Source organism: Caulobacter sp. Root1472 (genome assembly GCF_001426985.1).
Classification (GTDB): Bacteria; Pseudomonadota; Alphaproteobacteria; order Caulobacterales; family Caulobacteraceae; genus Caulobacter; species Caulobacter rhizosphaerae.
In genome coordinates, this window is sequence record NZ_LMFX01000031.1 from 19,965 (window position 1) to 42,117 (window position 22,153).

The window sequence follows — 22,153 nt, forward strand, 5'->3', positions numbered from 1 at the left end:
CAATGTTAGGTAAACCCAACTCGATGATGGGAGAACCCAACATGAACCCGACCTGGCCGACCAACTGGCGCTACACGCTCGGCGCCATCGCCGCGTGGATGCTGTTCCTGGCGTGCGTGACGGGCGTAACGGTTGGACGGGCCTCCGGTTGGCCGCTCGCCGTGCTGGTCTTCCTGGCGCTTGTCCCCGCCGTCACGGTGGCCTTGCAGTTCCGCGCCGCCTACAGGCTGATCGCGGCTCAGGACGAGTTCGTCCGCGCCCTGACGCTGAGGCGAATGGTCGTCGCGGCCGCCGCCGCAATCGCGCTGGCCACAGCCTGGAGCGTGATGGAACTCATCGGGCTGCCCCGCCTGCCGGCCTGGCTGATCTATCCGCTATTCTGGGGCCTGTTCGGGATCGCGACCCCGCTGATCCGGGACACCCGCGCATGAAGAGCCGCCTGAAGGTGCTGCGGGCCGAGCGCGGCTGGACCCAGGAGCAGCTCAGCCAAGCGGTGGGCGTGTCGCGCTACGCCATCAACGCCCTGGAGACTGAGCGGCACGACCCGTCGCTCGATCTGGCGTTCCGGATCGCCGGCGCCTTCGGCCTGACGATCGAGGAGATCTTTCCCAATCCTCACGCCCAGAGGTCCCGCGACGTCGCCTGAGCGAGTCTGGGGGCGGCCAGCGGGTCGCCCCTCCCTTACCGGCTCTTCTGCGGATAGATCGTCTCGCCGCGCTCCAGCATGGCCACGAAGGTCTCGATCTTCTTCCTGCGCCCCGCCTCCGTCTTCATGTTGTGCACGCGGAAGGCCAGGGCGAAGCGGTTCTGTTCGGTGAGCTTGCCCAGCATCGCCTTGGCCTGTGGGCTGGCGTCGATCGCGGCCTGCAGATCGTCGGGGATCTTCAGGCTCTTGCCGCTGCCATAGGCGCGATCCCAGCGCCCGTCGGCCTTGGCCGCCTCCACTTCCCGGAGGCCGTGCGGGGTCATCCGCCCCTCGGCGACCAGGCGCGCGACATTGTCGACATTGATCTGGCTCCAGACGCTCTTGCGGCCGCGCGGCGTGTAGCGCTGCAGGAAGCTCTGGTCGTCGAAGCCCTTGCGCACCGCGTCGATCCAGCCCCAGCACAGCACCACGTCGATCGCCTGCTTGGGGGTGATCGAGGGCAGGCCCGAGCCAACCTTGTGGATCTTGATCCAGACCTCGCTCTGCTTGTCATGGTGACGCGAGAGCCAGTCGTGGAAGGCGTCGGCGTCGACGAATTCGTGGACGTGATCGGGGTTGACCTCGATGGCGGCCATCAGCGGTTCTCGGCGAGCGTGACGTCCCGGGCGCGAGCCCGGGACGATGGAAAGGCCTCCCCTACCAGACCTTCACGCGCTTTTCCGGCGGCAGGTACAGGGCGTCGCCCGGCTTGATGCCGAAGGCGGCGTACCAGGCGTCGAGGTTGCGCACGGTGTCGGCTCGGTACTGGTCGGGGGCGTGGCCGTCGGTGACCAGTTGCTGGCGCTCGGCCTCCGGACGGCTGTAGCCGCGCCAGGACTGGGCGTAGGCCAGGAAGAACCGCTGGTCGCCGGTCAGGCCGTCGATCACCGGGGCTGGCTTGCCGCCCAGCGAGGCGTGGTAGGCGTCCAGGGCCGCGGCCAGGCCGGCGACGTCGGCGATGTTCTCGCTGAGGGTCTGCTTGCCGTTCACGGCCAGGTCGGGGAACGGCTTGTAGCCGTCGAACTGGTCGGCCAGGGCCGCCCCGGCCTTCTGGAAGTGCTCCAGGTCGGTCGGGGTCCACCAGTTGCGCAGGCGCCCCTGGCTGTCGAACTGCGCGCCCTGGTCGTCGAAGCTGTGGCTGATCTCGTGGCCGATCGTGCCGCCGGTGCCGCCGTAATTGGCCGCCGCATCAGCGTCGGCGTCGAAGTACGGCGCCTGCAGGATGGCGGCCGGGAAGTTCAGCCCGTTCAGCATCGGCAGGTTCACGGCGTTGACGGTCTGGGGCGTCATCACCCACTGGCCGCGATCGACCGGCTTGCCCAGCTGCCCGATCCAGTAGGCGGTCTCGAACTGCTCCGAGCGCTGGACGTTGCCGACCGGGTCGCCGCGCACGATCTGCAGGGCCGAATAGTCGCGCCACTTGTCGGGATAGCCGACGCCGACCTTCAGCACCTCGACCTTGCGGCGGGCCTCGGCCTTGGTCTCCGGGGCCATCCAGTCCAGACCCTGGATGCGGCGCTCGAACGCGGCCTTGATGGTGTCGACCATGGCCGACACCTCGGCCTTGGACCGGGCCGGGAAGTACTGGCCGACATAGAGCTTGCCGACCACCTCGCCCAGCACCGCGTTGGTCGAGTTGACGCCGCGCTTCCAGCGGGCCGACAGCTGCGGCGTGCCCTGCAGGGCCTGGCCGTAGAAGGCGAAGCGCTCGTCGACAAAGGCCTTGGGCAGCAGGTTCGAATAGTGGTCCAGATAGTGGAAGGCCAGGTAGTCCTTCCAGGTGTCCAGGCTCTCGTCGGCCGCGACCTTGCCCAGGCCCACGACCATGGTCGGATGCCAGACGATGAAACGCGGCTGGTCGGCCAGGCCGGCGGCGGCGAAGAAGGTCTTCCAGTCAAGGCCAGGTGCCTTCGAGACAAAGTCGGCCTGGCTCCAGCTGTTGTTGGCCCTCTGGACGTCGGCGCTGTCGGCCCGGCTGCCCGAGGCCTGGGCGATCTTCGTCTCCAGGGCCATGATCCGCGCGGCCTTGGCCTCGGCGTCGGCGATCCCGCCCAGGGTCAGGACCTTGGCGATGTGGGCGAGGTACTTGTCGCGCACGGTCTTCATCGCCGCCTTGTCCGACAGGTAGTATTCGCGGTCGGGCATGCCCAACCCGCCCTGCAGCAGGAACGGCGCGTACTTGCTGGTGTCGTCGAACGACGGCGAGGCCCACAGGCCCAGCACGTTGTCGGTGTAGAAGTCGGTGGCGTTCAGGGCGTCGACGTCGGCGCGGACGTTGCCGCCTAGCACGGTGGCGAGGTCGGTGCGGCTCTTGATCGCCGCGATCCGCGCCAAGCCCGCCTGCATCGGCGCCAGCCCGGCCTTCTCGATGGCGGCTTCGTCCATGTAGCTGGCGTAGTAGTCGCCGACCTTCTTGGCGTCGGGCGAGCCGCCGTCCTTGGCCGCGGCCTGGATCAGGTCGACGGTGCGCTTGGCGGCCTGCTCGACCAGGATGGCGCCGACGCCGTAGCTGCTGCGGTCGGCAGGGATCGGGTTGGCCTTGATCGCCGCGCCGTTGGCGTAGGTCCAGAAGTCGTCGCCGGGCTTGGTCGCCGTGTCGAAGGCGGACTTGTCGACCCCGCTCTTCAGGTCGGCGGCAAAGGCGGGCGCGGAGGCCAGCAGCGCACAGGCGGCGGCGCAGGCGAGCAGCGATCGGGTCAGGGTCATGCAGGAAGTCCCAAGGAGCGCGAGCGCGGCGGCGCTCAGCACGATTTTGGCGCGGACTATCCAGCCGCCTTGGCCAAGCGGCGAATTAAAGTTTGGCAATGTGGACGGCGTGTCCCGCTACGCCGCCGGCTTGGCGTCCATTCCCACCGTGGCGGCGGCCGCCAGCGCCGCCGCCGTCCGACCGTAGACCGGATGGCGCCAGCGGGGCGCGATCTGGGCCAGCGGCCCCATGACGAACAGCCGCTCATGGGCCCTTGGATGCGGCACCACCACCACCCCGTCCAGCACCGTCCGGCCGTGGGCGATCAGGTCCAGGTCGAGGGTGCGCGGCGCATTGGCCTCCGCTCGGACCCGGCCGAAGCGAGCCTCCACGCGATGCAGGGCCTCCAGGACCTCGCTCGCCGACAACCGCGTCTCGACCAGGACGACCCCGTTGAGATAGGCTGGCGCGGCCGGGTCGGGCCAAGCCGCCGAGGTCCACCAGGCGGACCGTCCCGTCACGGCCAGGCCTTCCGACGCCAAGGCGTCGACGGCCGCTTCGAGCAAGACCTCGCGACTCGGGTATGATCCGGGCAGGCTGCAGCCCAGGGCGACCACCACCGCCTGATCGAGCCATTTTTGATCGTGCTGATTTTTCAAGGAATTCCGATCACGTGACCTTCTACCCGACCGAGCGCCTGGCGCTGTTCATCGACGGGGCCAATTTCTTCTCCGCCGCCAAGGCGCTGGGCTTCGACATCGACTACCGCAAGCTGCTGGACGAGTTCCGCAAGCGCGGCGTGCTGGTGCGGGCCTATTACTACACCGCCATCGCCGAGAACGAGGAGTATTCCCCGATCCGTCCGCTGGTCGACTGGCTGGACTACAACGGCTTCACCCTGGTGACCAAGCCGGCCCGCGAGTTCACCGACAGCCAGGGTCGCAAGCGGTGGCGCGGCGACATGGACGTCGAGATCGCTGTCGACATGCTGGAAATGGCCCAGACCGTCGACCACCTGGTGCTGTTCTCGGGCGACGGCGACTTCCGGTCCCTGGTCGCGGCCGTGCAGCGCAAGGGCCGCCGCGTCACCGTGGTCTCGACGATGAAGAGCCAGCCGCCGATGACCAGCGACGACCTGCGCCGCCAGGCCGACAACTTCGTGGACCTGGCCGACCTCGGCGCCATCATCGGCCGGCCGCAGCGGTCCAGCAGCCTGCCCCGCTTCGTCACCGATCCGGCGCGCGGCGCCGACCCGCAAGACGACGCCGACGAGGACTGAGCATGGGCCAGCCCTCCAACATCGTCGGCGAGGTCGTGCCCTCGCCCGCCGAACCGCCGCGCGACTGCCCGCGCTGTCCGCGGCTGGTGGCCTATCGCCGCGAGAACCAGGCGCTCTATCCGGACTGGTTCAACGGCCCCGCCCCGTCGTTCGGCGATCACGAGGCGCGGCTGCTGGTCGTGGGCCTGGCGCCCGGCCGCAAGGGCGCCAACCGCACCGGTCGGCCGTTCACCGGCGACTATGCGGGGACCCTGCTCTACGACACCCTGGTCAAGTACGGCTTCGCCACCGGCAAGTTCGAGGCCCGGCCCGACGACTCCCTGAAGCTGGTCGGCAGCGCCGTGACCAACGCCGTCCGCTGCGCCCCGCCCGGCAACAAGCCTGAGACCTCGGAGGAGAACAACTGCCGGCCGTTCCTGACCGCGCGGCTGGAGATGTTTCCTAACCTGAAGGCCATCGTCACCCTGGGCGACGTCTCGCGCCGCAACCTGCTCAAGGCGCTGGGCCTGAAGGCCTCGGCCGGCCTGCCCGGCCATGGCACCGAGTTCCAGGCCGGTCCGTATCGGGTGTTCAACAGCTACCACTGCTCGCGGCTGAACACGAACACCGGGCGGCTGACCACGCCGATGTTCGAGGCGTTGTTTGAGCGGGTGAAGGCCTATCTGGACGCCAATCCTTAGGGCATCGCGCGGCTTGCCTAGGGCGCGGCCTTCAGGCCCGCGATGAAGTCGCGCGCCATGGCGATGTTGCGCTCCATGAACGCGGCGATCAGCGCCAGGTCCTCGTCCGAATAGCGGGCGTTCAAGTCCTCGCTGGCGGCCTGCAGCGGAGCGTACAGCGCGTTCAGGGCGGTCAGGCTCTCGGGCCTCACCCGCACCACCACGCGGCGGCGATCGGCGGGATCGCTCTCGCGCGCCACGTAGCCGGCGCGTTCCAGCCGGTCGATCAGCCCGGTGATCGCGCCGCTGGTCAGGCCCGTGGCCCTGGCCAGTTCGCCCGCGGTGCGAGGGCCCTGCAACTGCATCAGGTCCAGGCACTCCAGGTCGCTGGCGTTCAGCCCGGCCCGGTTGGCGATCGTCTGGCTGATCAGCACGCCTTGCGCGCTGGCTTCCCGCATCGCCGCCTGCAGTCGCCACAGCAAGGCCTGGCGACCGTCCTCGCCGCCCGTTGACGTCTTCGTCATATTATCTTACCTACTAAGATATTAGATCACTAAGATACATCTGTCGAAGGAACTGACCAATGGACATGGACATCGCCGTCGTCACGACCTTCGCCGCCTTGATCCTGGTCGCCGGCAGCCTGGGCGGCGGCGTCTACGAGACCACGCTGATCGACCGGTTGTGGCCCGACAATCCCGCCCTGGTCCAACCCAGCCGAGGCGGCATCAATCGCAAGCGGTTCTGGATGCCGGCGCACTTCGCCTTCGAGGTCCTGCTGGGCGCGGCGCTGTGGAGCGCCTGGACCCGTCCCGATGCGCGCCGGTGGCTGCTGGCGGCCCTGGTCGCCCACGTGGCGATGCGGGCCTGGTCGTTCGCCTATTTCATTCCGCGCGCGATAGCGTTCGAGAAGGCCGGCGATTTCAACGCCGACCAGCATGCCCGCGCCATGACCTGGGTCCGCGCCAGCGGCTGGCGGCTGCTGCTGGACCTGGCCGCCGCCGCGTCGCTGTGCCTGGCGATCATCGCCCTGCTGGCGACCTGACCTCACCACACCAGCCCGGTCGTCTTCAGCCGCACCCGCGCCAGGGTGTGGTTCGAAGCGAGGAACAGGGTGCGGCCGTCCTCGCCGAACGCGCAGTTGGCGATGGCCGTGCCCGTCTCGATCACCCCGATCAACTCGGCCTGCGACGTCAGCACCAGCACCCCGCCTGGGCCGGTGGCGTAGAGCCGGCCCTCGGTGTCCAGACACAGGCCGTCCGGTAGGCCCGGGCCGCCGGCCGCCCGCAGCGGCATGGCGTCGAAGAACAAGGCCTTTGACGTGGGCAGGCCGTCCGCCCCCAGGTCGTAGACCACCAGCTTGGGATCGTCGGGATCCGAGACCGAAACATAGAGCCGGCTCTGGTCGGGCGACAGGGCGATCCCGTTCGGGAAGCTCAGTTCGGCGTCCAGCAGGTCCAAAGTTCCGTCCGGGCGCAGGCGATAGACGCCGTTGAAGTCCAGCTCGCGCAGCGGCGAGGCGTTGCGGCCCTTCAGGCCGTAGGTGGGATCGGTGAAATAGATCGCCCCCGTCTTCGCCGCCGCCAGGTCGTTGGGGCTGTTGAACCGCTTGCCCTGCCAACGGTCGACTACGAAGGTCTTTTCGCGCGTCTTCAGGTCGATCCTGGCCAGGGCGCGGTTGCCGTGGTCGCAAGCCAGCAGATGACCCGTCGCGTCCAGCGCCATGCCGTTCTGGCCCGGCTCGACGAAGGCGTCGGTGGGCGGGCCGTCATAGCCCGAGGGGTTCAGGACCTCGCTGACGCCGTCCGCCGCGCTCCAGCGGTACATGACGTTGCCCGGCACGTCCGAGAACACCAAGTAACCGCCGTCGCGCACCCAGACCGGGCCTTCAGCCCAGATGAAGCCGTCGGCCAGCTGCTGGATCTCGGCGTCCGGCGCGACGACGGCGTCGAGCTTGGACGAAAGCCGGTGGATCTGGCCGACGATCGGATAGGTCATGGCGGACGCCTCGCTCACGAACGCACCCGCGGCAACGCATCCAGCCAGCGGGCGTAGGCGGCCTCGCGGGTCACCGTGTCGAACGCCGGCGTCAGCACCTCCGCCTCCGGCCGCGCCTTCACCGCGTCCTCGACCGAGCCGTAGATCCCCGCCCCCACCCCGGCGAACAGGGCCGCGCCCAGGGCGGTGGTCTCCTGGTAGCTGGCCCGGTGCACGGGCAGGCCGGTCAGGTCGGCCAGGCGCTGGCTGAACCAGGCGCTCTTGGCCATGCCGCCGTCGATGCGCAGGGCCGCGTCCTCGAAAGCCGAAGGAGCGTCGGCCCGCATGGCCTCGATCAGGTCGCGGCCCTGGAAGACGCAGGAGTCGAAGGTGGCCTGGGCGATCTCGGCCAGGCCGGCGTCACGGGTCAGGCCGAACACCGCGCCGCGCGCCTCGGCGTCCCACCAGGGCGCGCCCAGGCCGGTGAAGGCGGGCACCACCACCACCCCGTGGTCGCCGCGCGCCGTGCGGGCCAGGGCCTCGGCCCCGCGCGGTCCGCCCGTCACGCCCAGCCCCTCGTTCAGCCACTGGATCGCCGCCCCGGCCACGAAGATCGAGCCCTCCAGGGCATAGGTCGTCCGCCCGCCGACCCGCGCCGCCACAGTGGTCAGCAGTCGCGACGCCGAATGCGGCCGGGCCTCGCCGGTATTGACCAGCATGAAGCCGCCGGTGCCGTAGGTGACCTTCATCTCGCCCGGATGGATGCACCCCTGCCCCATCAGCGCCGCCTGCTGGTCGCCGGCCACGCCGCGGATCGGCAGGGGCCGACCCAGGATGTCCGGCGTCACCCGGCCGTAGTCGGCGGCGCAGTCCAGCACCGCCGGCAGCAGGGCGCGCGGCACGTCGAACAGGGCCAGCATCTCATCCGACCAGTCCTGGGCCTGGATGTCGAACAGCAGGGTGCGCGAGGCGTTGGTGGCGTCGGTGACGTGCGCCTCTTTTCCCGTCAGCCTCCAAATGACCCAACTGTCGATCGTGCCGCACAGCAGCTCGCCCGCCTCGGCCCGGCGGCGCGCGCCCGGGACCTTGTCGAGGATCCAGGCGATCTTGGTGCCCGAGAAATAGGGGTCCAGCAGCAGGCCGGTGGCGGCGGTGACCGCCGGCTCGTGGCCTTCGTCGCGCAGCCGGTCGCAGACCTCGGCGGTGCGCCGGTCCTGCCAGACGATGGCCGGATGGATCGGCCGGCCGGTGGCCTTGTCCCAGACCACCACGGTCTCGCGCTGGTTGGTGATCCCCAGGGCGACGATGTCGGCGCTGTCGCGGTCGCACTTTTCGACCGTGTCGCGCAGCACGCCCACGCAGGCGGCGTAGATCTCGTCGGCGTCGTGCTCGACCCAGCCGTCGCGCGGATAGCTCTGGCGCAGCGGTCGGCTCGCGTCGCACACCGGCTTGCCGTCGGCCTGGAACAGGATGGCCCTGGTGCTGGTGGTGCCCTGATCGAGCGCGAGGATCAGAGGTTGGCCCATGCGTCAGCGTCTCCCTGGCGATCTTTCTTCCGCGGCATCGCGACGCTTGTTGTCGTCCGTGCGTGGATTCCCTTGTTTAAGCATGTTTTCATCTGACGCCGCCAAGGTCCCTCTTGGTTAAGCTCGGATTTCGAGGAGGCTGGTGAGCCCTTCCGCCCAGACCGCGCAGCTCCTGTCCCTGGCTCGCAGCCGCGAGCCGGCCGATCGCGAGCGCTTGCTCGTCGGCATCGTGGAGATGTGCGACGCCGGCCAGGCCGAGGGCCGCCCGACCGCGCCCGAGGTCCAGATCCTGCTCGACTCGATCTTCATGACGCTGGTGGTCGAGGCCGAGCGCGACATCCGCGCCCGGCTGGCCCAGAGCCTGGCCGACGCCGCCTGGGCCCCGCCGGCCCTGATCAACATCCTGGCCCTGGACGAGATCGAGATCGCCCGGCCGGTCATCGCCCGCAGCCCGATCCTGCAGGACCATGACCTGATCCGACTGCTGGTCCAGGCCACGCTGGAGCACCAGATCGAGATCGCCCGCCGCCCGCAGCTGTCGCCAGCGGTGGTCGAGGCGATCCTGGCCAAGGACGAGTCGGCCGTGCTGACCGCCCTGGCCTCCAACCCGACCGCCCAGATCTCGCCCGAAGGCCTGCGCCAGCTGGTCGACAAGGCCCGCGACGTGGTCGCCCTGCGCTCGCCCCTGGCCCGGCATCCCAACCTCTCCGGCGACTTGGCCGAGCAGCTTTACCTGTGGGTCGGCCGCGCCCTGCGCGACAGCCTCGTCGCGCGCTTCCAGCTGGACCCCGACCGGATGGCCAAGGCCGTCGAGGCCGCCCTGCGCGGCGCCCATTCCGGGGCCGAGGTCGTCGACAGCCGGCCGGGCGTCGAACAGGCCGAGGACCGCGAGGAGATGGAGGCGGCCCTGGTCGAGAAACTGGACGCCGCCGGCCAGCTGCGGCCCGGCTACCTGCTGCGGGTGCTGCGCGAACGCCGCCTGCCGCTGTTCCTGTTCGCCCTGGCCCGCCTGGGCCGCTTCGACGTGCGCCAGGTGCGGCGAGCGGTCGACAGCGACCGTCCCGAGCTGCTGGCCCTGGCCTGCTCGGCGGTGGGGATCGACCGCAGCGTCTTCCCGACCATCCTGGCCCATGTGCGCGAACTGAACGGCGGCCGTCCCGGCGGCGGCGCCGAAGCCGCCCGCAAGGCCAGCGGCGCCTTCGGCCCCTTCGCCCCCGACATCGCGGCCATGGCGTTCCGCCGGGCCGTCAGCGCGGCGTGAACCCAGGTTTGACAACCCCGCCCCGATCCAGCCTCTTGGCGGCATGTTCCAGCCCCTGCCCTTCGTGACTCGCCTGACCTTCAAGGCCAGTGACCGCCCCGAGGCGCAGGAGGCGCGCGAACGGCTGGCGGTGCGCTACGGTGACGCAGGCGAGGAGAACGCCCAGGTGATCGTGGCCCTGGGCGGCGATGGATTCATGCTGGAGACCCTGCATGACACCCTGCAACGCCAGACCCCGATCTATGGCATGAACCGTGGCTCGGTCGGCTTCCTGATGAACGAATACAGCGAGGACGACCTGCTGGAGCGGATCAACGTCGCGGAACGGGCCGTCATCCACCCGCTGGCCATGGTCGCCATCGACGCCAACCGCAAGCAGCACCGGGCCCTGGCCATCAACGAGGTGTCGCTGCTGCGCCAGACCCGGCAGACCGCCAAGCTGCGCATCAGCATCGACGGCAAGGTGCGGATGGGCGAGTTGGTCTGCGACGGCGCCCTGCTGGCCACCCCCGCCGGGTCGACGGCCTACAACCTGTCGGCCCACGGTCCGATCATTCCGATCGGCGCCCAGGTCCTGGCCCTCACCCCGATCAGCGCCTTCCGCCCTCGCCGCTGGCGTGGCGCGCTTTTGCCGCAGACCGCCAGGGTGACGTTCGAGGTGCTTGAGTGCGATAAAAGACCGGTAAGCGCCGTGGCCGACAATTTCGAGGTTCGCGACGTCGTCGAGGTCCACATCGCCGAGGACAGCAGCGCCAGTCTTTCCATGCTCTTCGACGCAGGTCGAAGCCTAGAAGAGCGGGTTCTGACGGAGCAGTTCTCGGCCTGACAACACGGAGCACTATTGGTCAGGGCGCCACCCGCCCATTGGTCTGATTAAAACGGGCGTCTCATCTAATGTTAACGCCTTGATCCTATATTCCAGACCGATGCCCAGGGAGAAGCGTCCGTGACCAACAAGTCCGCCGCGGAAGTGATTCAGGTGCCGAACATGCTCAAGCTCAAGGTTGGCGGACGAGGCGGGATCGACATGGCGGCGATCGCCAAGGCCGAGGCCGCCCTCAAGAGCCTGTCGGGCAACTTCGCCCAGTGGCTGGACGACGAGATCGTCAAGCTGGAGGCCGCCCGCCAGGAGGTCCGCGCCCAGGGCCTGACCCCCGAGACGGTCGAGACCCTCTACCTGCGCGCCCATGACCTGAAAGGCCTGGGAGCCACCTACGAATTCCCGCTGATCACCCGACTGGCCGGCTCGCTGTGCAAGCTGATCGACGATCCGGCGACGCGTCTCTCCGCCCCGATGTTCCTGGTCGACGCCCACATCGACGCCATCAAGGCCTGCGTGCGCGACGAGATCAAGGTCGACACCCACCCGGTGGGCAAGGTCCTGGCCGCCGAGCTGGAAGGCCGCGTGGCGGAATATCTGGCCGGCTGATCGGCCGCCCCCTGCATTGAAGATCTGAAAAGCCCTGGTCCGCGCCGGGGCTTTTTTCTTTGCGCCATAACTCGCGGCGGAGGGCCGCGTCCGGAGAAGCCCGCTACCCTGCGATCCCGTTCAGCCGCTTGGCGGCGCTGACGGTGTTGGCCAGCAGCATGGCGATGGTCATCGGCCCTACCCCGCCCGGCACCGGGGTGATGGCTCCGGCCACCCCCTTGGCCGCCTCGAAGTCGACATCCCCGACCAGGCGGGTCTTGCCGTCCTCCTTGGGGATGCGATTGATGCCGACGTCGATGACGGTCGCGCCCGGCTTGATCCAGTCACCCTTGACCATCTGCGGCCGGCCGACGGCGGCCACCAGGATGTCGGCCTCGCGGCAGACCGCGGCCAGGTCCTGGGTGCGCGAGTGGGCGATGGTCACGGTGCAGTCGGCGGCCAGCAGCAGCTGGGCCATCGGCTTGCCCATCAGGTTCGAACGCCCGACCACCACCGCGCGCTTGCCGCGCAAGTCGCCGACCACGTCCCTGAGCAGCACCATGCAGCCGGCCGGCGTGCAGGCGGTCAGGGCCGGCAGGCCGCTGGCCAGGCGGCCGGCGTTGGTCACGGTCAGGCCGTCGACGTCCTTGTCGGGCGAGATCGCCGCGACGATGGCCGCCTGGCTCATATGGTCCGGCACCGGGAACTGCACCAGCACGCCGTGGATGGCCGGATCGTCGTTCAGCCGCTCGACCAGCGACAGCAGCTCGGCCTGCGAGGTCTCGGCCGGCAGGCGGTGGGTCTCCGAATGCATGCCGGCGGCCAGGGTCTGCTCGCCCTTGCTGCGCACATAGACCTGGCTGGCGGGATCCTCGCCGACCAGCACCACCGCCAGACCCGGCGTCAGGTCGTGCTCGGCCTTCAGCCTGGCGACCTCGGCGGCGACCTGCTCGCGCAGTTGGGCGGCGAAGGCCTTGCCGTCGATGATTCTGGCTTGCGACATCGCCGTCTCCTGTTTGGCGTTGCCTAGCCCCTACCCTCGCGCCGCGCAATATCCGCCGCAACGCACAGGAAGTCGCTTGAGCTTCGCCCAATCATGCTAGAGCCGAGCGATGGTCTCCGCGCCTCCGACCCAACGCGCCGACGTCGTCCTGGTGGGCGGCGGTCTGGCCAACGGCCTGATCGCCCTGCGGCTGAAGAGCCTGCGGCCGCGGCTGCGCGTGATCCTGCTGGAACAGGGCGCGACCCTGGGCGGCGAGCACACCTGGTGCCACTTCGCCACCGACGTCGACGCGGTCGAGGCCGGCTGGCTGCGGCCGCTGATCGTCCATCGCTGGTCGGGCTACGAGGTTCGCTTTCCTGGCCACCAGCGACAGCTGCCGACCGACTACCTGGCCATCACCTCCGAGCGCCTGCACCAGGTGGTCGGCGCGGCCCTGGGCGCCGACGCCTGGCTGTCGGCCACCGTGGCGGACGTCAATCCGCACCAGGTGACCCTGGCCGACGGCCGGACCATCGCGGCCGGGGCGGTGATCGACGGGCGCGGCCCGCGCCGAAGCCCCAGCCTGGCCCTGGGCTACCAGAAGTTCGTCGGCCAGGGGGTGCGGCTGACCGCCCCGCACGGCCTGACCCGGCCAATCATCATGGACGCCACGGTCTCGCAGGAGGACGGCTACCGCTTCGTCTACGTCCTGCCGCTGGACGACATCCGCCTGCTGATCGAGGACACCCGCTACAGCGACGGCCCGGCCCTGGACCGGCCCGCCCTGCGCCGCGCCATCGCCGCCTATGCCGAAGCTCAAGGCTGGACCATCGCCGAGGTCGAGCGCGAGGAGGATGGGATCCTTCCCATCGCCCTGGGCGGGGACATCGAGGCCTACTGGCGCGAGGCTCCGCCCCAGCTCGCCGAGGTGGGCCTGCGCGCGGTGCTGTTCCAGCCGACCACCGGCTATTCCCTGCCCGACGCCGCCCGCTTGGCCGAGGCCGTGGCCGCCCTGCCGCGCGTCACCAGCGCCAGCGTCCGCGCCTGCGTCGAGGCCCGGTCCAAGACCGTCTGGCGGCAAAGGCGCTTCCTGCGACTGCTGAACCGCATGCTGTTCCGGGCCTGTGCGCCACAGGACCGCTACAAGGTGCTGGAGCGCTTCTACCGCCTGTCGCCCGGGCTGATCCAACGCTTCTACGCCGCGCGGCTGACCCGGTGGGACAAGGCGCGGATCCTGATCGGCAAGCCGCCCGTGCCGGTCTCGGCGGCCATCAAGTGCATCGACGAACGCTCGGTGTCCGGAGGACAAGACGCATGACGCAGACCAAGCCGAAGGCCGCCGTGATCGGCGCGGGGTTCGGGGGCCTGGCCCTGGCCGTCCGCCTGCAGTCCTCGGGCTTCGACGTCACCGTGTTCGAGGGCCGCGAGAAGCCGGGCGGCCGGGCCTATGTCTGGAACGACGAGGGCTTCACCTTCGACGCCGGCCCGACGGTGATCACCGATCCCGATTGTCTGAAAGAACTGTTCGCGCTAAGCGGCCGCAAGATCGAAGACTATGTCGAGCTGCTGCCGGTCGATCCCTTCTATCGCCTGGTCTGGGAGGACGGCGACGTCTTCGACTACGTCAACGACCAGGAGAAGCTGGACGCCCAGATCGCCGCCCGCAACCCGGCCGACGTCGAGGGCTACCGCCGCTTCCACGCCTATTCCGAGGAGCTGTACCAGAAGGGCTATGTCGAGCTGGGCGCCGTACCGTTCCTCGACTTCGGCGCCATGCTGGCCAACGCCCCGGCCCTGATGAAGCTGCAGGCCTGGCGCAGCGTCTATGACAAGGTCGCCGGCTTCGTGAAGGACGAGCACGTGCGCCAGGCGCTGTCGTTCCACAGCCTGCTGGTCGGCGGCAGCCCGTTCGCGACCTCGTCGATCTACGCCCTGATCCATGCGCTGGAGCGGCGCGGCGGCGTCTGGTTCCCGCGCGGCGGCACCCACGCCCTGATCCGGGCGCTGGTCAAATTGTTCCAGGACCTGGGCGGAACGATCCACCTGTCGGCGCCAATCCAGAAGATCACCACGAAGGCTGGCCGCGTCACCGGCGTGATCCGCGCCGACGGCCAGTTCGAGGCCTTCGACACGGTCGCCTCCAACGCCGACGTCATGCACACCTATCGTCACCTTCTGGCCGACGATCCCCGGGGCCGGACGGTCGGCAAGGCGCTGGAGGCCAAGCGCTGGAGCCCGTCGCTGTTCGTGGTCTATTTCGGGCTGAAGACCACGCGCCCCGAGATCCGCCACCACACCATCTGCTTCGGCAATCGCTATCGCGAGCTGATCGGCGAGATCTACGGCAAGGACGGCCTGGCCGACGACTTCTCGCTGTACCTGCACCACCCCACCGCCAGCGACCCGGCCATGGCGCCGGAGGGCTGCTCCAGCTTCTACGCCCTGTCGCCGGTGCCCAACCTGAAGACGGCCAACATCGACTGGTCGGTCGAGGGGCCGCGGTACCGCGACAGGATCCTGGCCTATCTGGAGAAGCACTACATCCCGGGCCTTACCGCCGATCTCGTCACCAGCCGCTTTATCACCCCGGACGACTTCGTGACCGACCTCAACGCCTGGAAGGGCGCGGCCTTCTCGCTGGAGCCGATCCTCACCCAGAGCGCCTTCTTCCGCACCCACAACCGCGACGACGTGATTCCCAACCTCTATTTCGTCGGGGCCGGAACACACCCGGGCGCCGGCATCCCCGGCGTGGTCGGCTCGGCCAAGGCGACGGCGGGGCTGATGATCGACGACTACCTCCCCGCATGAGCGACCTCGAGCAGCAAAGCCGCGAGGCCATCCAGAAGGGCAGCAAGAGCTTCGCCGCCGCCGCCGCCCTGTTCGACGCCCAGACCCGGGCCGACGCCGAGATGCTGTACGCCTGGTGCCGCCATTGCGACGACGTGATCGACGGCCAGACCCTGGGCCACGGCATGAGCCCGGTGGCCGACGCCCCGGCCCGGCTGGAGGCGCTGTACGCCCAGACCCGCGCGGCCATGGCCGGCGAAACCCCGACTGACCCGGTGTTCGCCGCCTTTCAGACCGTGGCCTTGCGGCGCGGCATCCCCGAGCGCTACGCCCTGGACATGATCGACGGCTTCGCCATGGACGTGGCCGGCCGGCGCTACGCCACGCTCGACGAACTTCTCGAATACTGCTGGGGCGTGGCCGGGGTGGTCGGGACGATGATGGCCCTGGTCATGGATGTGAAGCCCGGCGCCCTGCCCACCCTGCGCCGCGCCCAGGACCTGGGCCTGGCCTTCCAGCTGACCAACATCGCTCGCGACATCGTCGAGGACGCGCGCAACGGCCGGGTTTATGTGCCCGGCGACTGGCTGGCCGAGCTGGGCGTGCCGCACGACGCGGTGGCCGATCCGACCCACCGTGGCGCGATGGCGGTGCTGGCGAAGAGATTGGTCGACGCGGCGGAGCCCTACTACGCCTCGGCCCGCTGGGGGCTGCGCGACCTGCCGGTCCGCTGCGCCTGGGCGATCGGTGCGGCGCGCGGGGTCTATCGCCAGATCGGGCTGGACGTCGTGAAGGCCGGGCCCAGCGCCTGGGACGAACGCGTCGTGGTCAGCGGCCGGATGAAGGCCTGGCGGGCGCTGGAAGGCGGTGTCATGGCCCTGCGCTCGGCGACGCTGGACCGCTGGGGCCAAGCGCCGGAGCGACCGGCGATGTGGTCGCGGATCTAACGTTCAGGCGCAATCCACTTGCCCCCACCTGACCGCTTCGCGGTCTGTCCGCCCCCAGAGGGGGCGGAGCCTTCGCGGAGCGCTCTTCCCCCTATGGGGGAAGACGGTCGCGAAGCGATCCGTAGGGGGCAAGTGCTCGCCGCTCAGCGCCCTACCGCAGCACCCCGCGCCGCGTCATCCACCATGCGTACCCGATGAACAACGCCAGCAGCCCCGCGATGACCGCGCTCATGACCCCCATCTGCGGGCCCATGATCCTGCCCCCGTCCGTCAGCAGATAGGTGTAGGCCACGCTGAGCAGGAACGCCGCCAGCGACACGGCCAACACCGGCCAGGCCAGTCGGTGGCGCAGCAGGATCAGCACCGAGCCGGCCAAGGCGCCGAACACGCCGACGGCCCAGTCGATGGTCATCCAGGCGGGCAGGTGCTCGTAGTGGGCGATCTGCTCCGGCGTCATGCCCGCGCTCGCCATATAGGCCGCGCCCTGCGTCATGCTCATCACGAAGTCGAAGACGCCGATGGCGTTGAACAGCACGGCGATGACGCCCACCAGCCAGAGATGCCAAGGCGTCCTGATCGCTGTCTCGGTCATGGTTCCCTCCCCGAAACCGCCGACGGTTGATGGTCTAAGGAAGCGCGCCGTCGGCGTCCCGCTCCCGAAGCTTCGCCTTCAGCTCCCGCACCGGCCGCGCCAGCAGAAAGCCGAACGACACCGCACCGTGCTTGGTGTGCACCGCGTGGTGGATCCGGTGGGCCTGGATCAGCTGCTTCCAGTAGCGCGACCGGCCCAGGGGCGCCTTGAACCGTTGGTGCACCATGCCGTCGTGGAACACGAAATAGATTGCGCCATAGGCGGTGATCCCCAGACCGATCGGCAGCAGCCACGAAACCCCGTGGACGCCGAAATAGATCGCCACGATAGCCGGAACGGCGAACACCACCGCGAACAGGTCGTTGAGCTCGAACAGGCCGGTGCGCGGCTCGTGGTGCGAGCGGTGCCAGGCCCACAACCAGCCGTGCATCACGTAGCGGTGCATGACCCAGGCGAAGCCCTCCATGAAGGCCAAGGCCGCCAGGAACAGGGCCAGGTGCAGACCAAAGGTCGCCATCGTCGTCCCGTCTATCGCCGAATCCGGCGCGCCAACACGTGCGCCAGCACCAGGCCAGCCAGGCCGGCGGCGGTCAGCACGCACCAGGCCTTATACACCGCCCCGACCCCGCCGTCGCGCCAGAGGATCGCCTGATAGGCCTCGATGGCCCAGGCGTGCGGGGTCGCCCAGCCCACCGCCTGCAGCCACGGCGGCATCAGGAAGCGCGGCACCATGCTGCCGCCAATCGCCGCCAGGACCAGGATCACGAAGGTGGACAGCATCTGGGCCTGCTCGCGCGTGCGGCACACCGACACCAGCCCCAGGGCCACGCCCGCCGCGCAGGCGCTGGCCGCCAGGGTGGTCGGCAGCCACAGGGCCGCGTGCTGGACCGCCGCCACGCCGTAGACGATCTGGGCGGTGGCGAAGATCAGCAGCGCCTGGACCGTCCCCTGCCCGACCAGGAACAGGAACTTGCCGCTGACCACCGGTCCCATGCCCGCCGTTCCCGCCAGCAGGCGGTCGGCCACGCCCGTGCTCTGTTCGTCCATCAGGCCCAGCGCGCCTTGCATGGCCGAAAACAGGGCGAACAGGATCATCACCGCCCCGGCATAGTAGGCGATCACCCCGCCGCCGACCTTGGCGTCCTTGACCGCCTCGCGCTCGAAGAAGCCGCCGTCGTCGTGGGTCGGGTCCTGGCGCATCAGGGCTGCGGCGCTGTCGGCGTTCTCGACCTGCTCCTCGGTGAAGCCGCCAAGGGCGGGTTCCAGCTGGGTGATCGTGCGGCGCAGGGTGACGTCCGGCAGGGCGTCGGCCAGCACCTGCTGCACCCGGGCCTGGGCTAGGGGCGCGGCGACCGCCCGGCTGGGGTCGGCGATGATCAGGAACGGCTTGTCGGCCGAGGCCGGATCGGCGCGGATCACCAGGCCGGCGTCGGCCTGGCCGGCCTTGACCCGTCGCCGCACCTCGGCCGCCGTCGGGGCGAGCTCGGCGCGGACCTCGGGCGAGCGGACCAGCGCCGCCGCCAGCCGGCCCGAGTCCGGCGTACGGGCCGTGTCGGCCACGGCCAGCTTCAGCTGGATGTCGTCGCCCGTCGTCCCGGCGAACACCGAGGCGAAGATCAGGAACACCAGCGGCGGCAGCAGGAAGGTCATCAGCAACGCGCCGCGGTCGCGCCACAGGTCCAGCGCCATCACCCGCACCATGGCGGCGATCTTCCGCAAGGCCCGCATCACGCCGCCGACGCCCGGCCCGCCACCCGGCTGAACAGCTGGGCCAGGGACGGCGCGCGCACCCGGATCTCGCGCGGGGCCAACCCCGCCTCGCGCAGGCGCTGGTCCAGCCGTCCAGCCGCCGCGTAGCCGTCGACCTCCAGCCGCGTCCACACCGTCGGCCGCGCCGTGCGCTCCAGCCCCTCGGCGACCAGGCGATCCTGGGCGGCGGCGTCGACCTCTTCGGCCAGGTGGACCTGGATCTCCATCCGCTCGCCGAACGCCTCGGCGACCAGGGCTTTCGGCCGCCCCTCGAGCACCAGTTCGCCCTCGCGGAGGAAGCCGACGCGATCGGCCAGGGCCGCGGCCTGGTCGAGGTCATGGGTGGTCATCAGCACGGCCACGCCGAGGTCGCGCAGGCCGCGGATCACCGCGTCCAGCGCCTCGCGGGCGTCCAGATCGACCCCGACGGTGGGCTCGTCCAGGATCAGCAGGCTCGGCTGGTGGACGATCGCCGCGGCGATGTTGGCCCGGCGCTGGTAGCCGCCCGACAGATGCTTGACCGGCACGCGGGCCCGGTCGGCCGTGCGGGTCAGGTCCAGGGCGCGGGCGACGGCCGAGGCCAGGCCGGCGCGCGGCACGTCGGCCAGGACGGCGAAGGTCTCGACGTTCTCGGACACCGTCAGGTTCGGATAGAGGGCGATCTCCTGGGGAACCAGGCCCAAGCCCGCCCGCGCGGCCGGAATGCGGGCGGGATCGCGGCCGTTCAGCCGCGCCGCGCCGCCGTCGGGCCGGATGCGGCCGCAGAGGACGCGGACCAGAGTGGTCTTGCCGGCTCCGTTCGGCCCCAGCAGGGCGTAGATCTCGCCCGGGCGCAGGCCCAGGTCGACGCCGCGCAGCACAGGCCGGCCGCCATAGGCGTGGACCGCGCCGCTAACCGTTGCGATAGGATCCCGCGAAACGGTCTGGGCGGTCACGCCGCCGCCTTGCGCCGGGCGAACAGCTCGCCGACATAGCGGCCCAGCAGCCCGTCGCACCCCGCCAGGGCCAGGGCGCCGGAGGCCTTGGCCAGGTGCGCTTCCATGGCCTGGCCGGCGCCGGCGAGACCCAGGGTCGAGGCCACCGTGGCCATCGCCGCGTCCTTGCCGACGTCCTTGCCCGCCGCTTCGACGGAGCCCTGGGCGTCGATCAGGTCGTCCCGGATTTGGAAGGCCAGGCCGATGTGGCGGGCGAAGACGCCCATCGCCTCGACCACCGCCGGGGACGCACCGGCCACCAGCGCCCCGCCCTGGGCGGCGGCGACGATCAGCACGCCGGTCTTCTCGTGATTGAGCCGCTCCAGGGCCGCCGGGTCGCGCAGTTGGTCGCGGTCGAACAGGTCGCGCGCTTGGCCGGCGATCAGGCCGGAAAAACCCACGGCCTGGGCCGCGCGGCCCGCCAACTCGGCTCGCAGGGACGCCGGCAGGCCCTGGTCGGCGGCGATCACGACATAGGCCTGGTTCAGCAGCCCGACCCCGGCCAGGATCGCCGTGGCCTCGTCGAAGGCCCGGTGGATGGTCGGCAGGCCGCGCCGAAGGCCCGCATCGTCCATCGAAGGCAGGTCGTCCAGGATCAGCGAGGCGGCGTGGATCATCTCGAACGCGCAGGCCACGTCCAGCGCCGCGCCTTCGGGCGCGCCCAGCTCGGCGGCGGCCAGCAGGGTGACCATCGGACGAAAGCGCTTGCCGGGCGCCAGCAGCGAATAGCGCACGGCCTCGACCAGGCGGTCGGGCGCCGAGCCCACGGCCGGCGCCAGTTCGGCCAGCCGTCGGTCCACCCCGGCGCGCAGGGCCTCGACTCTCTGGAGAAAGGCGGCGTGGTCGTCCATCTCGCGGGTCGCGACCTGCTGTCCACCCCGACGCGGGCGGGGGCATTTGAGGGGCGCCCCCGCCGGGCGTCAATCGAAAGCTCCTCGCCCCGGCCCGGGATGACGCGATGAGCGCCGGTCAGCCCCGGCAGAAGCCGAAGAAGCGCTTGATGTCGGCCCGTTCGGCTGGCGTGCGCGCATCCTGCGGATAGGCCCTGTCCTCGACCTGGCTGATCAGGCCGGTCTTCTCGAAGGCGGCCAGCACCGGGTCGGCCAGCGGAATCTGGCCGGTCGCGTCCAGGCCGTCGGCGATCTCCGATGGGATCAGCTTGGCGGCGTAGCGGCCCTGGACCTTGCCGGACCGGAAACGCACGCTCCCGGACCCGGGCTTGCCCTCGGCCAGGTTGGTGAGAAAGCCGACTCTGGTCGCCTTGCGTCGGCACGAGAAGATGATCCCGACCACGTCGCTGTCGGGCAGTCCGTAGGCCAGCCGCTGCTCGGCGTCGGGCGTGGCGAAGGCGTTCCACTTCATGCCGGCGGGCGCGGCCGCCGGTCCCGTCGGCGGGGCGGTCGTCGAGCACGCTCCCAGCACCGCGGCGCTCGCCGCCAACAACAGCCACGCCCCTTGAGGTTTCATGCGGTCTCCCGTTCAGCCGCCGTCGATCTAACCACGTTCGACCGATTTGGCGACGGGCCATCGCCCCGCCTCTCCATGGACGGTTCGCGCCGCGCAAGGCAGGGTGGAGCCAGCCGGGCGGGGGCGGCGTTCAGGAGGAATGTCCATGCCCTCGACCAAAGCCCGCCCCGTCGCCGTCCTCGGCCTGCTCGCCGCCCTGGGCGCCTGCGAGGGCAAGCCGGACGCGCCGCCGCCAGCGCCGGCCGCCGTGTCGACCACCGCTCCGGCGCCCGCCGCGCCCGCCACATCCGCCGCCATGGCCCGCCCCCTGACCTTCGACCAGTCCGACGAAGCGGCCAAGGTCGCCCTGCGCCTGCCAGCCGAGATCGCCAGCCATCCCGCCCTGCACGCCCTGCTCTACGACCGCGAGACGGCGGACCTGAAGACCTTCGCCGCCAAGGCCCAGGCCGACCGCAAGGCCTCCGACGGCAAGTTCCCCTGGCGGCCCTACACCCGCCAGGGCCAATGGTTCCTGGCCGCTGACGCTGCGCCGCTGGTCGCCTTGCGCGCCCTGTGGTTCGAGGACACCGGCGGCGCCCACCCCAACCACGGCGCCGCCAGCCTGATCTGGGACAGCGCCGCCAAGCGCGACATCCAGCCCAGCGCCCTGTTCCGCCCGGACGCCGACATGTCCGTGCTGGACAAGGCGATCTGCGACGCGGTGGCCCAGGCCAAGACCCACCGCGAGGGGGCCACGCCGCTGAACGCCATGTTCAGTTGCCCCAAGTGGAACCAGACCGTGCTGGTCCCGACCCCGTCGACGAGCCCGGGCAAGATCGGCGGGCTGGCGGTGCTGATCGATCCCTATGTGGTCGGCCCCTACGCCGAGGGCGACTACGAAATCGTCGTCCCCGTCTCGGCCTTCCAGGCGCTGCTGGCTCCGGCCTACGCCAGCGCGTTCGGCGGCGCCCCGAGGTCGCCAGGCAACCCTGATGGGACGCTCAGCGTGAGGATGGACCTGAAATAACGCCAAGACCGTCCCGCCCGGCGCTCCCTAAAGCGGGATGTTGTCGTGTTTCTTCCACGGGTTCTGGAGCTGCTTGCCCTTGAGGCTCTTGAGGGCTCGGACGATGCGCTTGCGGGTGCCGTGGGGCATGATGACGTCGTCGATATAGCCGCGGGAGGCGGCCAC

The 22,153-nt window shown here is 70.2% G+C and carries 26 protein-coding genes; 12 read left to right on the forward strand and 14 right to left on the reverse strand.

Annotation, left to right across the window (positions count from 1 at the left end; translation table 11 throughout):
* Window positions 1-41: 41 nt before the first annotated feature.
* Both ASD47_RS18600 and ASD47_RS18605 read left to right on the forward strand, forming a co-directional pair.
* Entirely contained in the window at window positions 42-431 is a 390-nt protein-coding gene (locus ASD47_RS18600; RefSeq protein WP_056759734.1) for a hypothetical protein, read from the forward strand.
* On the forward strand, window positions 428-646 hold the full coding sequence (locus tag ASD47_RS18605; RefSeq protein WP_056759735.1) for a helix-turn-helix transcriptional regulator: 219 nt from the start codon (window positions 428-430) through the stop codon (window positions 644-646). The genes ASD47_RS18600 and ASD47_RS18605 overlap by 4 nt, the downstream gene beginning before the upstream one ends.
* A gap of 35 nt (window positions 647-681) precedes the next feature.
* Here ASD47_RS18605 and ASD47_RS18610 read toward each other — a convergent pair whose 3' ends face one another.
* The 3 genes from ASD47_RS18610 to folK form a co-directional block, all read right to left on the reverse strand.
* Complete coding sequence (locus tag ASD47_RS18610) at window positions 682-1,281, reverse strand: YdeI family protein (RefSeq protein ID WP_056759736.1); 600 nt, start codon at window positions 1,279-1,281, stop codon at window positions 682-684.
* 61 nt (window positions 1,282-1,342) lie between these two features.
* Window positions 1,343-3,391, reverse strand: coding sequence for a M13 family metallopeptidase (locus ASD47_RS18615; protein ID WP_056759742.1), 2,049 nt, complete (start codon window positions 3,389-3,391; stop codon window positions 1,343-1,345).
* A gap of 117 nt (window positions 3,392-3,508) precedes the next feature.
* A complete protein-coding gene (folK, locus tag ASD47_RS18620) occupies window positions 3,509-4,030 on the reverse strand; it encodes a 2-amino-4-hydroxy-6-hydroxymethyldihydropteridine diphosphokinase (protein WP_056759745.1) in 522 nt (173 codons plus the stop codon).
* A 14-nt stretch (window positions 4,031-4,044) separates the two neighbouring features.
* On the opposite strand from folK, the gene ASD47_RS18625 reads away from it, so the two are divergent.
* Window positions 4,045-4,650, forward strand: a complete 606-nt coding sequence (locus ASD47_RS18625; RefSeq protein WP_056759747.1) for an NYN domain-containing protein — start codon at window positions 4,045-4,047, stop codon at window positions 4,648-4,650.
* A gap of 2 nt (window positions 4,651-4,652) precedes the next feature.
* The gene (locus ASD47_RS18630; RefSeq protein ID WP_056759749.1) at window positions 4,653-5,330 is read left to right on the forward strand and encodes a uracil-DNA glycosylase; all 678 of its coding nucleotides are present in this window, start codon (window positions 4,653-4,655) and stop codon (window positions 5,328-5,330) included.
* A 17-nt stretch (window positions 5,331-5,347) separates the two neighbouring features.
* On the opposite strand, the gene ASD47_RS18635 is transcribed toward ASD47_RS18630, so the two are convergent.
* Window positions 5,348-5,833, reverse strand: a complete 486-nt coding sequence (locus tag ASD47_RS18635; RefSeq protein ID WP_056759751.1) for a MarR family winged helix-turn-helix transcriptional regulator — start codon at window positions 5,831-5,833, stop codon at window positions 5,348-5,350.
* 59 nt (window positions 5,834-5,892) lie between these two features.
* On the opposite strand from ASD47_RS18635, the gene ASD47_RS18640 reads away from it, so the two are divergent.
* Window positions 5,893-6,354 carry a hypothetical protein gene (locus tag ASD47_RS18640; RefSeq protein ID WP_056759754.1) on the forward strand — a complete coding sequence of 154 codons (462 nt, stop codon included), beginning with the start codon at window positions 5,893-5,895 and terminating at the stop codon, window positions 6,352-6,354.
* Window positions 6,355-6,356: 2 nt separating this feature from the next.
* Here ASD47_RS18640 and ASD47_RS18645 read toward each other — a convergent pair whose 3' ends face one another.
* Both ASD47_RS18645 and glpK read right to left on the reverse strand, forming a co-directional pair.
* Window positions 6,357-7,307 carry an SMP-30/gluconolactonase/LRE family protein gene (locus ASD47_RS18645; protein WP_082564687.1) on the reverse strand — a complete coding sequence of 317 codons (951 nt, stop codon included), beginning with the start codon at window positions 7,305-7,307 and terminating at the stop codon, window positions 6,357-6,359.
* A gap of 14 nt (window positions 7,308-7,321) precedes the next feature.
* Window positions 7,322-8,812, reverse strand: a complete 1,491-nt coding sequence (gene glpK, locus ASD47_RS18650; protein WP_056759758.1) for a glycerol kinase GlpK — start codon at window positions 8,810-8,812, stop codon at window positions 7,322-7,324.
* 172 nt (window positions 8,813-8,984) lie between these two features.
* Here glpK and ASD47_RS18655 point away from each other — a divergent pair, with 172 nt between their 5' ends.
* From ASD47_RS18655 to ASD47_RS18665, 3 genes are all read left to right on the forward strand, one after another.
* Window positions 8,985-10,073 carry a DUF2336 domain-containing protein gene (locus tag ASD47_RS18655; RefSeq protein WP_056759791.1) on the forward strand — a complete coding sequence of 363 codons (1,089 nt, stop codon included), beginning with the start codon at window positions 8,985-8,987 and terminating at the stop codon, window positions 10,071-10,073.
* A 43-nt stretch (window positions 10,074-10,116) separates the two neighbouring features.
* Entirely contained in the window at window positions 10,117-10,899 is a 783-nt protein-coding gene (locus tag ASD47_RS18660; protein ID WP_056759760.1) for an NAD kinase, read from the forward strand.
* Between the two features lie 120 nt (window positions 10,900-11,019).
* The gene (locus ASD47_RS18665) at window positions 11,020-11,502 is read left to right on the forward strand and encodes a hypothetical protein (protein ID WP_056759763.1); all 483 of its coding nucleotides are present in this window, start codon (window positions 11,020-11,022) and stop codon (window positions 11,500-11,502) included.
* Between the two features lie 103 nt (window positions 11,503-11,605).
* Here the strand turns inward: ASD47_RS18665 and folD are convergent, their stop codons facing one another.
* On the reverse strand, window positions 11,606-12,484 hold the full coding sequence (gene folD / locus ASD47_RS18670) for a bifunctional methylenetetrahydrofolate dehydrogenase/methenyltetrahydrofolate cyclohydrolase FolD (protein ID WP_056759769.1): 879 nt from the start codon (window positions 12,482-12,484) through the stop codon (window positions 11,606-11,608).
* A 109-nt stretch (window positions 12,485-12,593) separates the two neighbouring features.
* Here folD and crtY point away from each other — a divergent pair, with 109 nt between their 5' ends.
* Genes crtY through ASD47_RS18685 form a run of 3 tightly spaced genes read left to right on the forward strand, consistent with a single transcriptional unit; the run spans window position 12,594 to window position 16,200 of the window.
* Window positions 12,594-13,781: a lycopene beta-cyclase CrtY gene (crtY, locus tag ASD47_RS18675; RefSeq protein WP_056759772.1), complete on the forward strand. Its 1,188-nt coding sequence runs from the start codon at window positions 12,594-12,596 to the stop codon at window positions 13,779-13,781.
* Window positions 13,778-15,274, forward strand: coding sequence for a phytoene desaturase (locus ASD47_RS18680; protein WP_156402318.1), 1,497 nt, complete (start codon window positions 13,778-13,780; stop codon window positions 15,272-15,274). Before crtY ends, ASD47_RS18680 begins: the two co-directional genes overlap by 4 nt.
* Window positions 15,271-16,200 carry a phytoene/squalene synthase family protein gene (locus ASD47_RS18685; RefSeq protein WP_056759780.1) on the forward strand — a complete coding sequence of 310 codons (930 nt, stop codon included), beginning with the start codon at window positions 15,271-15,273 and terminating at the stop codon, window positions 16,198-16,200. Before ASD47_RS18680 ends, ASD47_RS18685 begins: the two co-directional genes overlap by 4 nt.
* 151 nt (window positions 16,201-16,351) lie before the next feature.
* On the opposite strand, the gene ASD47_RS18690 is transcribed toward ASD47_RS18685, so the two are convergent.
* The 6 genes from ASD47_RS18690 to ASD47_RS18715 form a co-directional block, all read right to left on the reverse strand.
* The gene (locus tag ASD47_RS18690; RefSeq protein WP_056759782.1) at window positions 16,352-16,792 is read right to left on the reverse strand and encodes a hypothetical protein; all 441 of its coding nucleotides are present in this window, start codon (window positions 16,790-16,792) and stop codon (window positions 16,352-16,354) included.
* 34 nt (window positions 16,793-16,826) lie between these two features.
* Entirely contained in the window at window positions 16,827-17,309 is a 483-nt protein-coding gene (locus ASD47_RS18695) for a sterol desaturase family protein (RefSeq protein WP_056759784.1), read from the reverse strand.
* An 11-nt stretch (window positions 17,310-17,320) separates the two neighbouring features.
* Window positions 17,321-18,511: an ABC transporter permease gene (locus ASD47_RS18700; protein ID WP_235525952.1), complete on the reverse strand. Its 1,191-nt coding sequence runs from the start codon at window positions 18,509-18,511 to the stop codon at window positions 17,321-17,323.
* Between the two features lie 8 nt (window positions 18,512-18,519).
* Window positions 18,520-19,476 carry an ABC transporter ATP-binding protein gene (locus ASD47_RS18705; RefSeq protein WP_056759786.1) on the reverse strand — a complete coding sequence of 319 codons (957 nt, stop codon included), beginning with the start codon at window positions 19,474-19,476 and terminating at the stop codon, window positions 18,520-18,522.
* A complete protein-coding gene (locus ASD47_RS18710) occupies window positions 19,473-20,366 on the reverse strand; it encodes a polyprenyl synthetase family protein (RefSeq protein WP_056759788.1) in 894 nt (297 codons plus the stop codon). The genes ASD47_RS18705 and ASD47_RS18710 overlap by 4 nt, the downstream gene beginning before the upstream one ends.
* A 118-nt stretch (window positions 20,367-20,484) precedes the next feature.
* Complete coding sequence (locus tag ASD47_RS18715) at window positions 20,485-20,982, reverse strand: hypothetical protein (RefSeq protein WP_156402319.1); 498 nt, start codon at window positions 20,980-20,982, stop codon at window positions 20,485-20,487.
* Window positions 20,983-21,127: 145 nt separating this feature from the next.
* On the opposite strand from ASD47_RS18715, the gene ASD47_RS18720 reads away from it, so the two are divergent.
* A complete protein-coding gene (locus ASD47_RS18720) occupies window positions 21,128-21,988 on the forward strand; it encodes an RsiV family protein (protein WP_056759793.1) in 861 nt (286 codons plus the stop codon).
* 27 nt (window positions 21,989-22,015) lie between these two features.
* Here ASD47_RS18720 and ASD47_RS26735 read toward each other — a convergent pair.
* The coding region (locus ASD47_RS26735; protein ID WP_156402320.1) for a carboxyl transferase domain-containing protein at window positions 22,016-22,153 on the reverse strand (138 nt) is incomplete at its 5' end.

Excerpts from the sequence above, each read along its gene's own strand:
- ASD47_RS18600 (WP_056759734.1), top strand. The coding sequence starts at position 42 with ATGAACCCGACCTGGCCGACCAACTGGCGCTACACGCTCGGCGCCATC.
- ASD47_RS18605 (WP_056759735.1), top strand. The coding sequence starts at position 428 with ATGAAGAGCCGCCTGAAGGTGCTGCGGGCCGAGCGCGGCTGGACCCAG.
- ASD47_RS18610 (WP_056759736.1), bottom strand. The coding sequence starts at position 1,281 with ATGGCCGCCATCGAGGTCAACCCCGATCACGTCCACGAATTCGTCGAC.
- ASD47_RS18615 (WP_056759742.1), bottom strand. The coding sequence starts at position 3,391 with ATGACCCTGACCCGATCGCTGCTCGCCTGCGCCGCCGCCTGTGCGCTG.
- ASD47_RS18630 (WP_056759749.1), top strand. The coding sequence starts at position 4,653 with ATGGGCCAGCCCTCCAACATCGTCGGCGAGGTCGTGCCCTCGCCCGCC.
- ASD47_RS18635 (WP_056759751.1), bottom strand. The coding sequence starts at position 5,833 with ATGACGAAGACGTCAACGGGCGGCGAGGACGGTCGCCAGGCCTTGCTG.
- ASD47_RS18640 (WP_056759754.1), top strand. The coding sequence starts at position 5,893 with ATGGACATGGACATCGCCGTCGTCACGACCTTCGCCGCCTTGATCCTG.
- ASD47_RS18645 (WP_082564687.1), bottom strand. The coding sequence starts at position 7,307 with ATGACCTATCCGATCGTCGGCCAGATCCACCGGCTTTCGTCCAAGCTC.
- glpK (WP_056759758.1), bottom strand. The coding sequence starts at position 8,812 with ATGGGCCAACCTCTGATCCTCGCGCTCGATCAGGGCACCACCAGCACC.
- ASD47_RS18660 (WP_056759760.1), top strand. The coding sequence starts at position 10,117 with ATGTTCCAGCCCCTGCCCTTCGTGACTCGCCTGACCTTCAAGGCCAGT.
- folD (WP_056759769.1), bottom strand. The coding sequence starts at position 12,484 with ATGTCGCAAGCCAGAATCATCGACGGCAAGGCCTTCGCCGCCCAACTG.
- crtY (WP_056759772.1), top strand. The coding sequence starts at position 12,594 with ATGGTCTCCGCGCCTCCGACCCAACGCGCCGACGTCGTCCTGGTGGGC.
- ASD47_RS18680 (WP_156402318.1), top strand. The coding sequence starts at position 13,778 with ATGACGCAGACCAAGCCGAAGGCCGCCGTGATCGGCGCGGGGTTCGGG.
- ASD47_RS18685 (WP_056759780.1), top strand. The coding sequence starts at position 15,271 with ATGAGCGACCTCGAGCAGCAAAGCCGCGAGGCCATCCAGAAGGGCAGC.
- ASD47_RS18690 (WP_056759782.1), bottom strand. The coding sequence starts at position 16,792 with ATGACCGAGACAGCGATCAGGACGCCTTGGCATCTCTGGCTGGTGGGC.
- ASD47_RS18695 (WP_056759784.1), bottom strand. The coding sequence starts at position 17,309 with ATGGCGACCTTTGGTCTGCACCTGGCCCTGTTCCTGGCGGCCTTGGCC.
- ASD47_RS18710 (WP_056759788.1), bottom strand. The coding sequence starts at position 20,366 with ATGGACGACCACGCCGCCTTTCTCCAGAGAGTCGAGGCCCTGCGCGCC.
- ASD47_RS18715 (WP_156402319.1), bottom strand. The coding sequence starts at position 20,982 with ATGAAACCTCAAGGGGCGTGGCTGTTGTTGGCGGCGAGCGCCGCGGTG.
- ASD47_RS18720 (WP_056759793.1), top strand. The coding sequence starts at position 21,128 with ATGCCCTCGACCAAAGCCCGCCCCGTCGCCGTCCTCGGCCTGCTCGCC.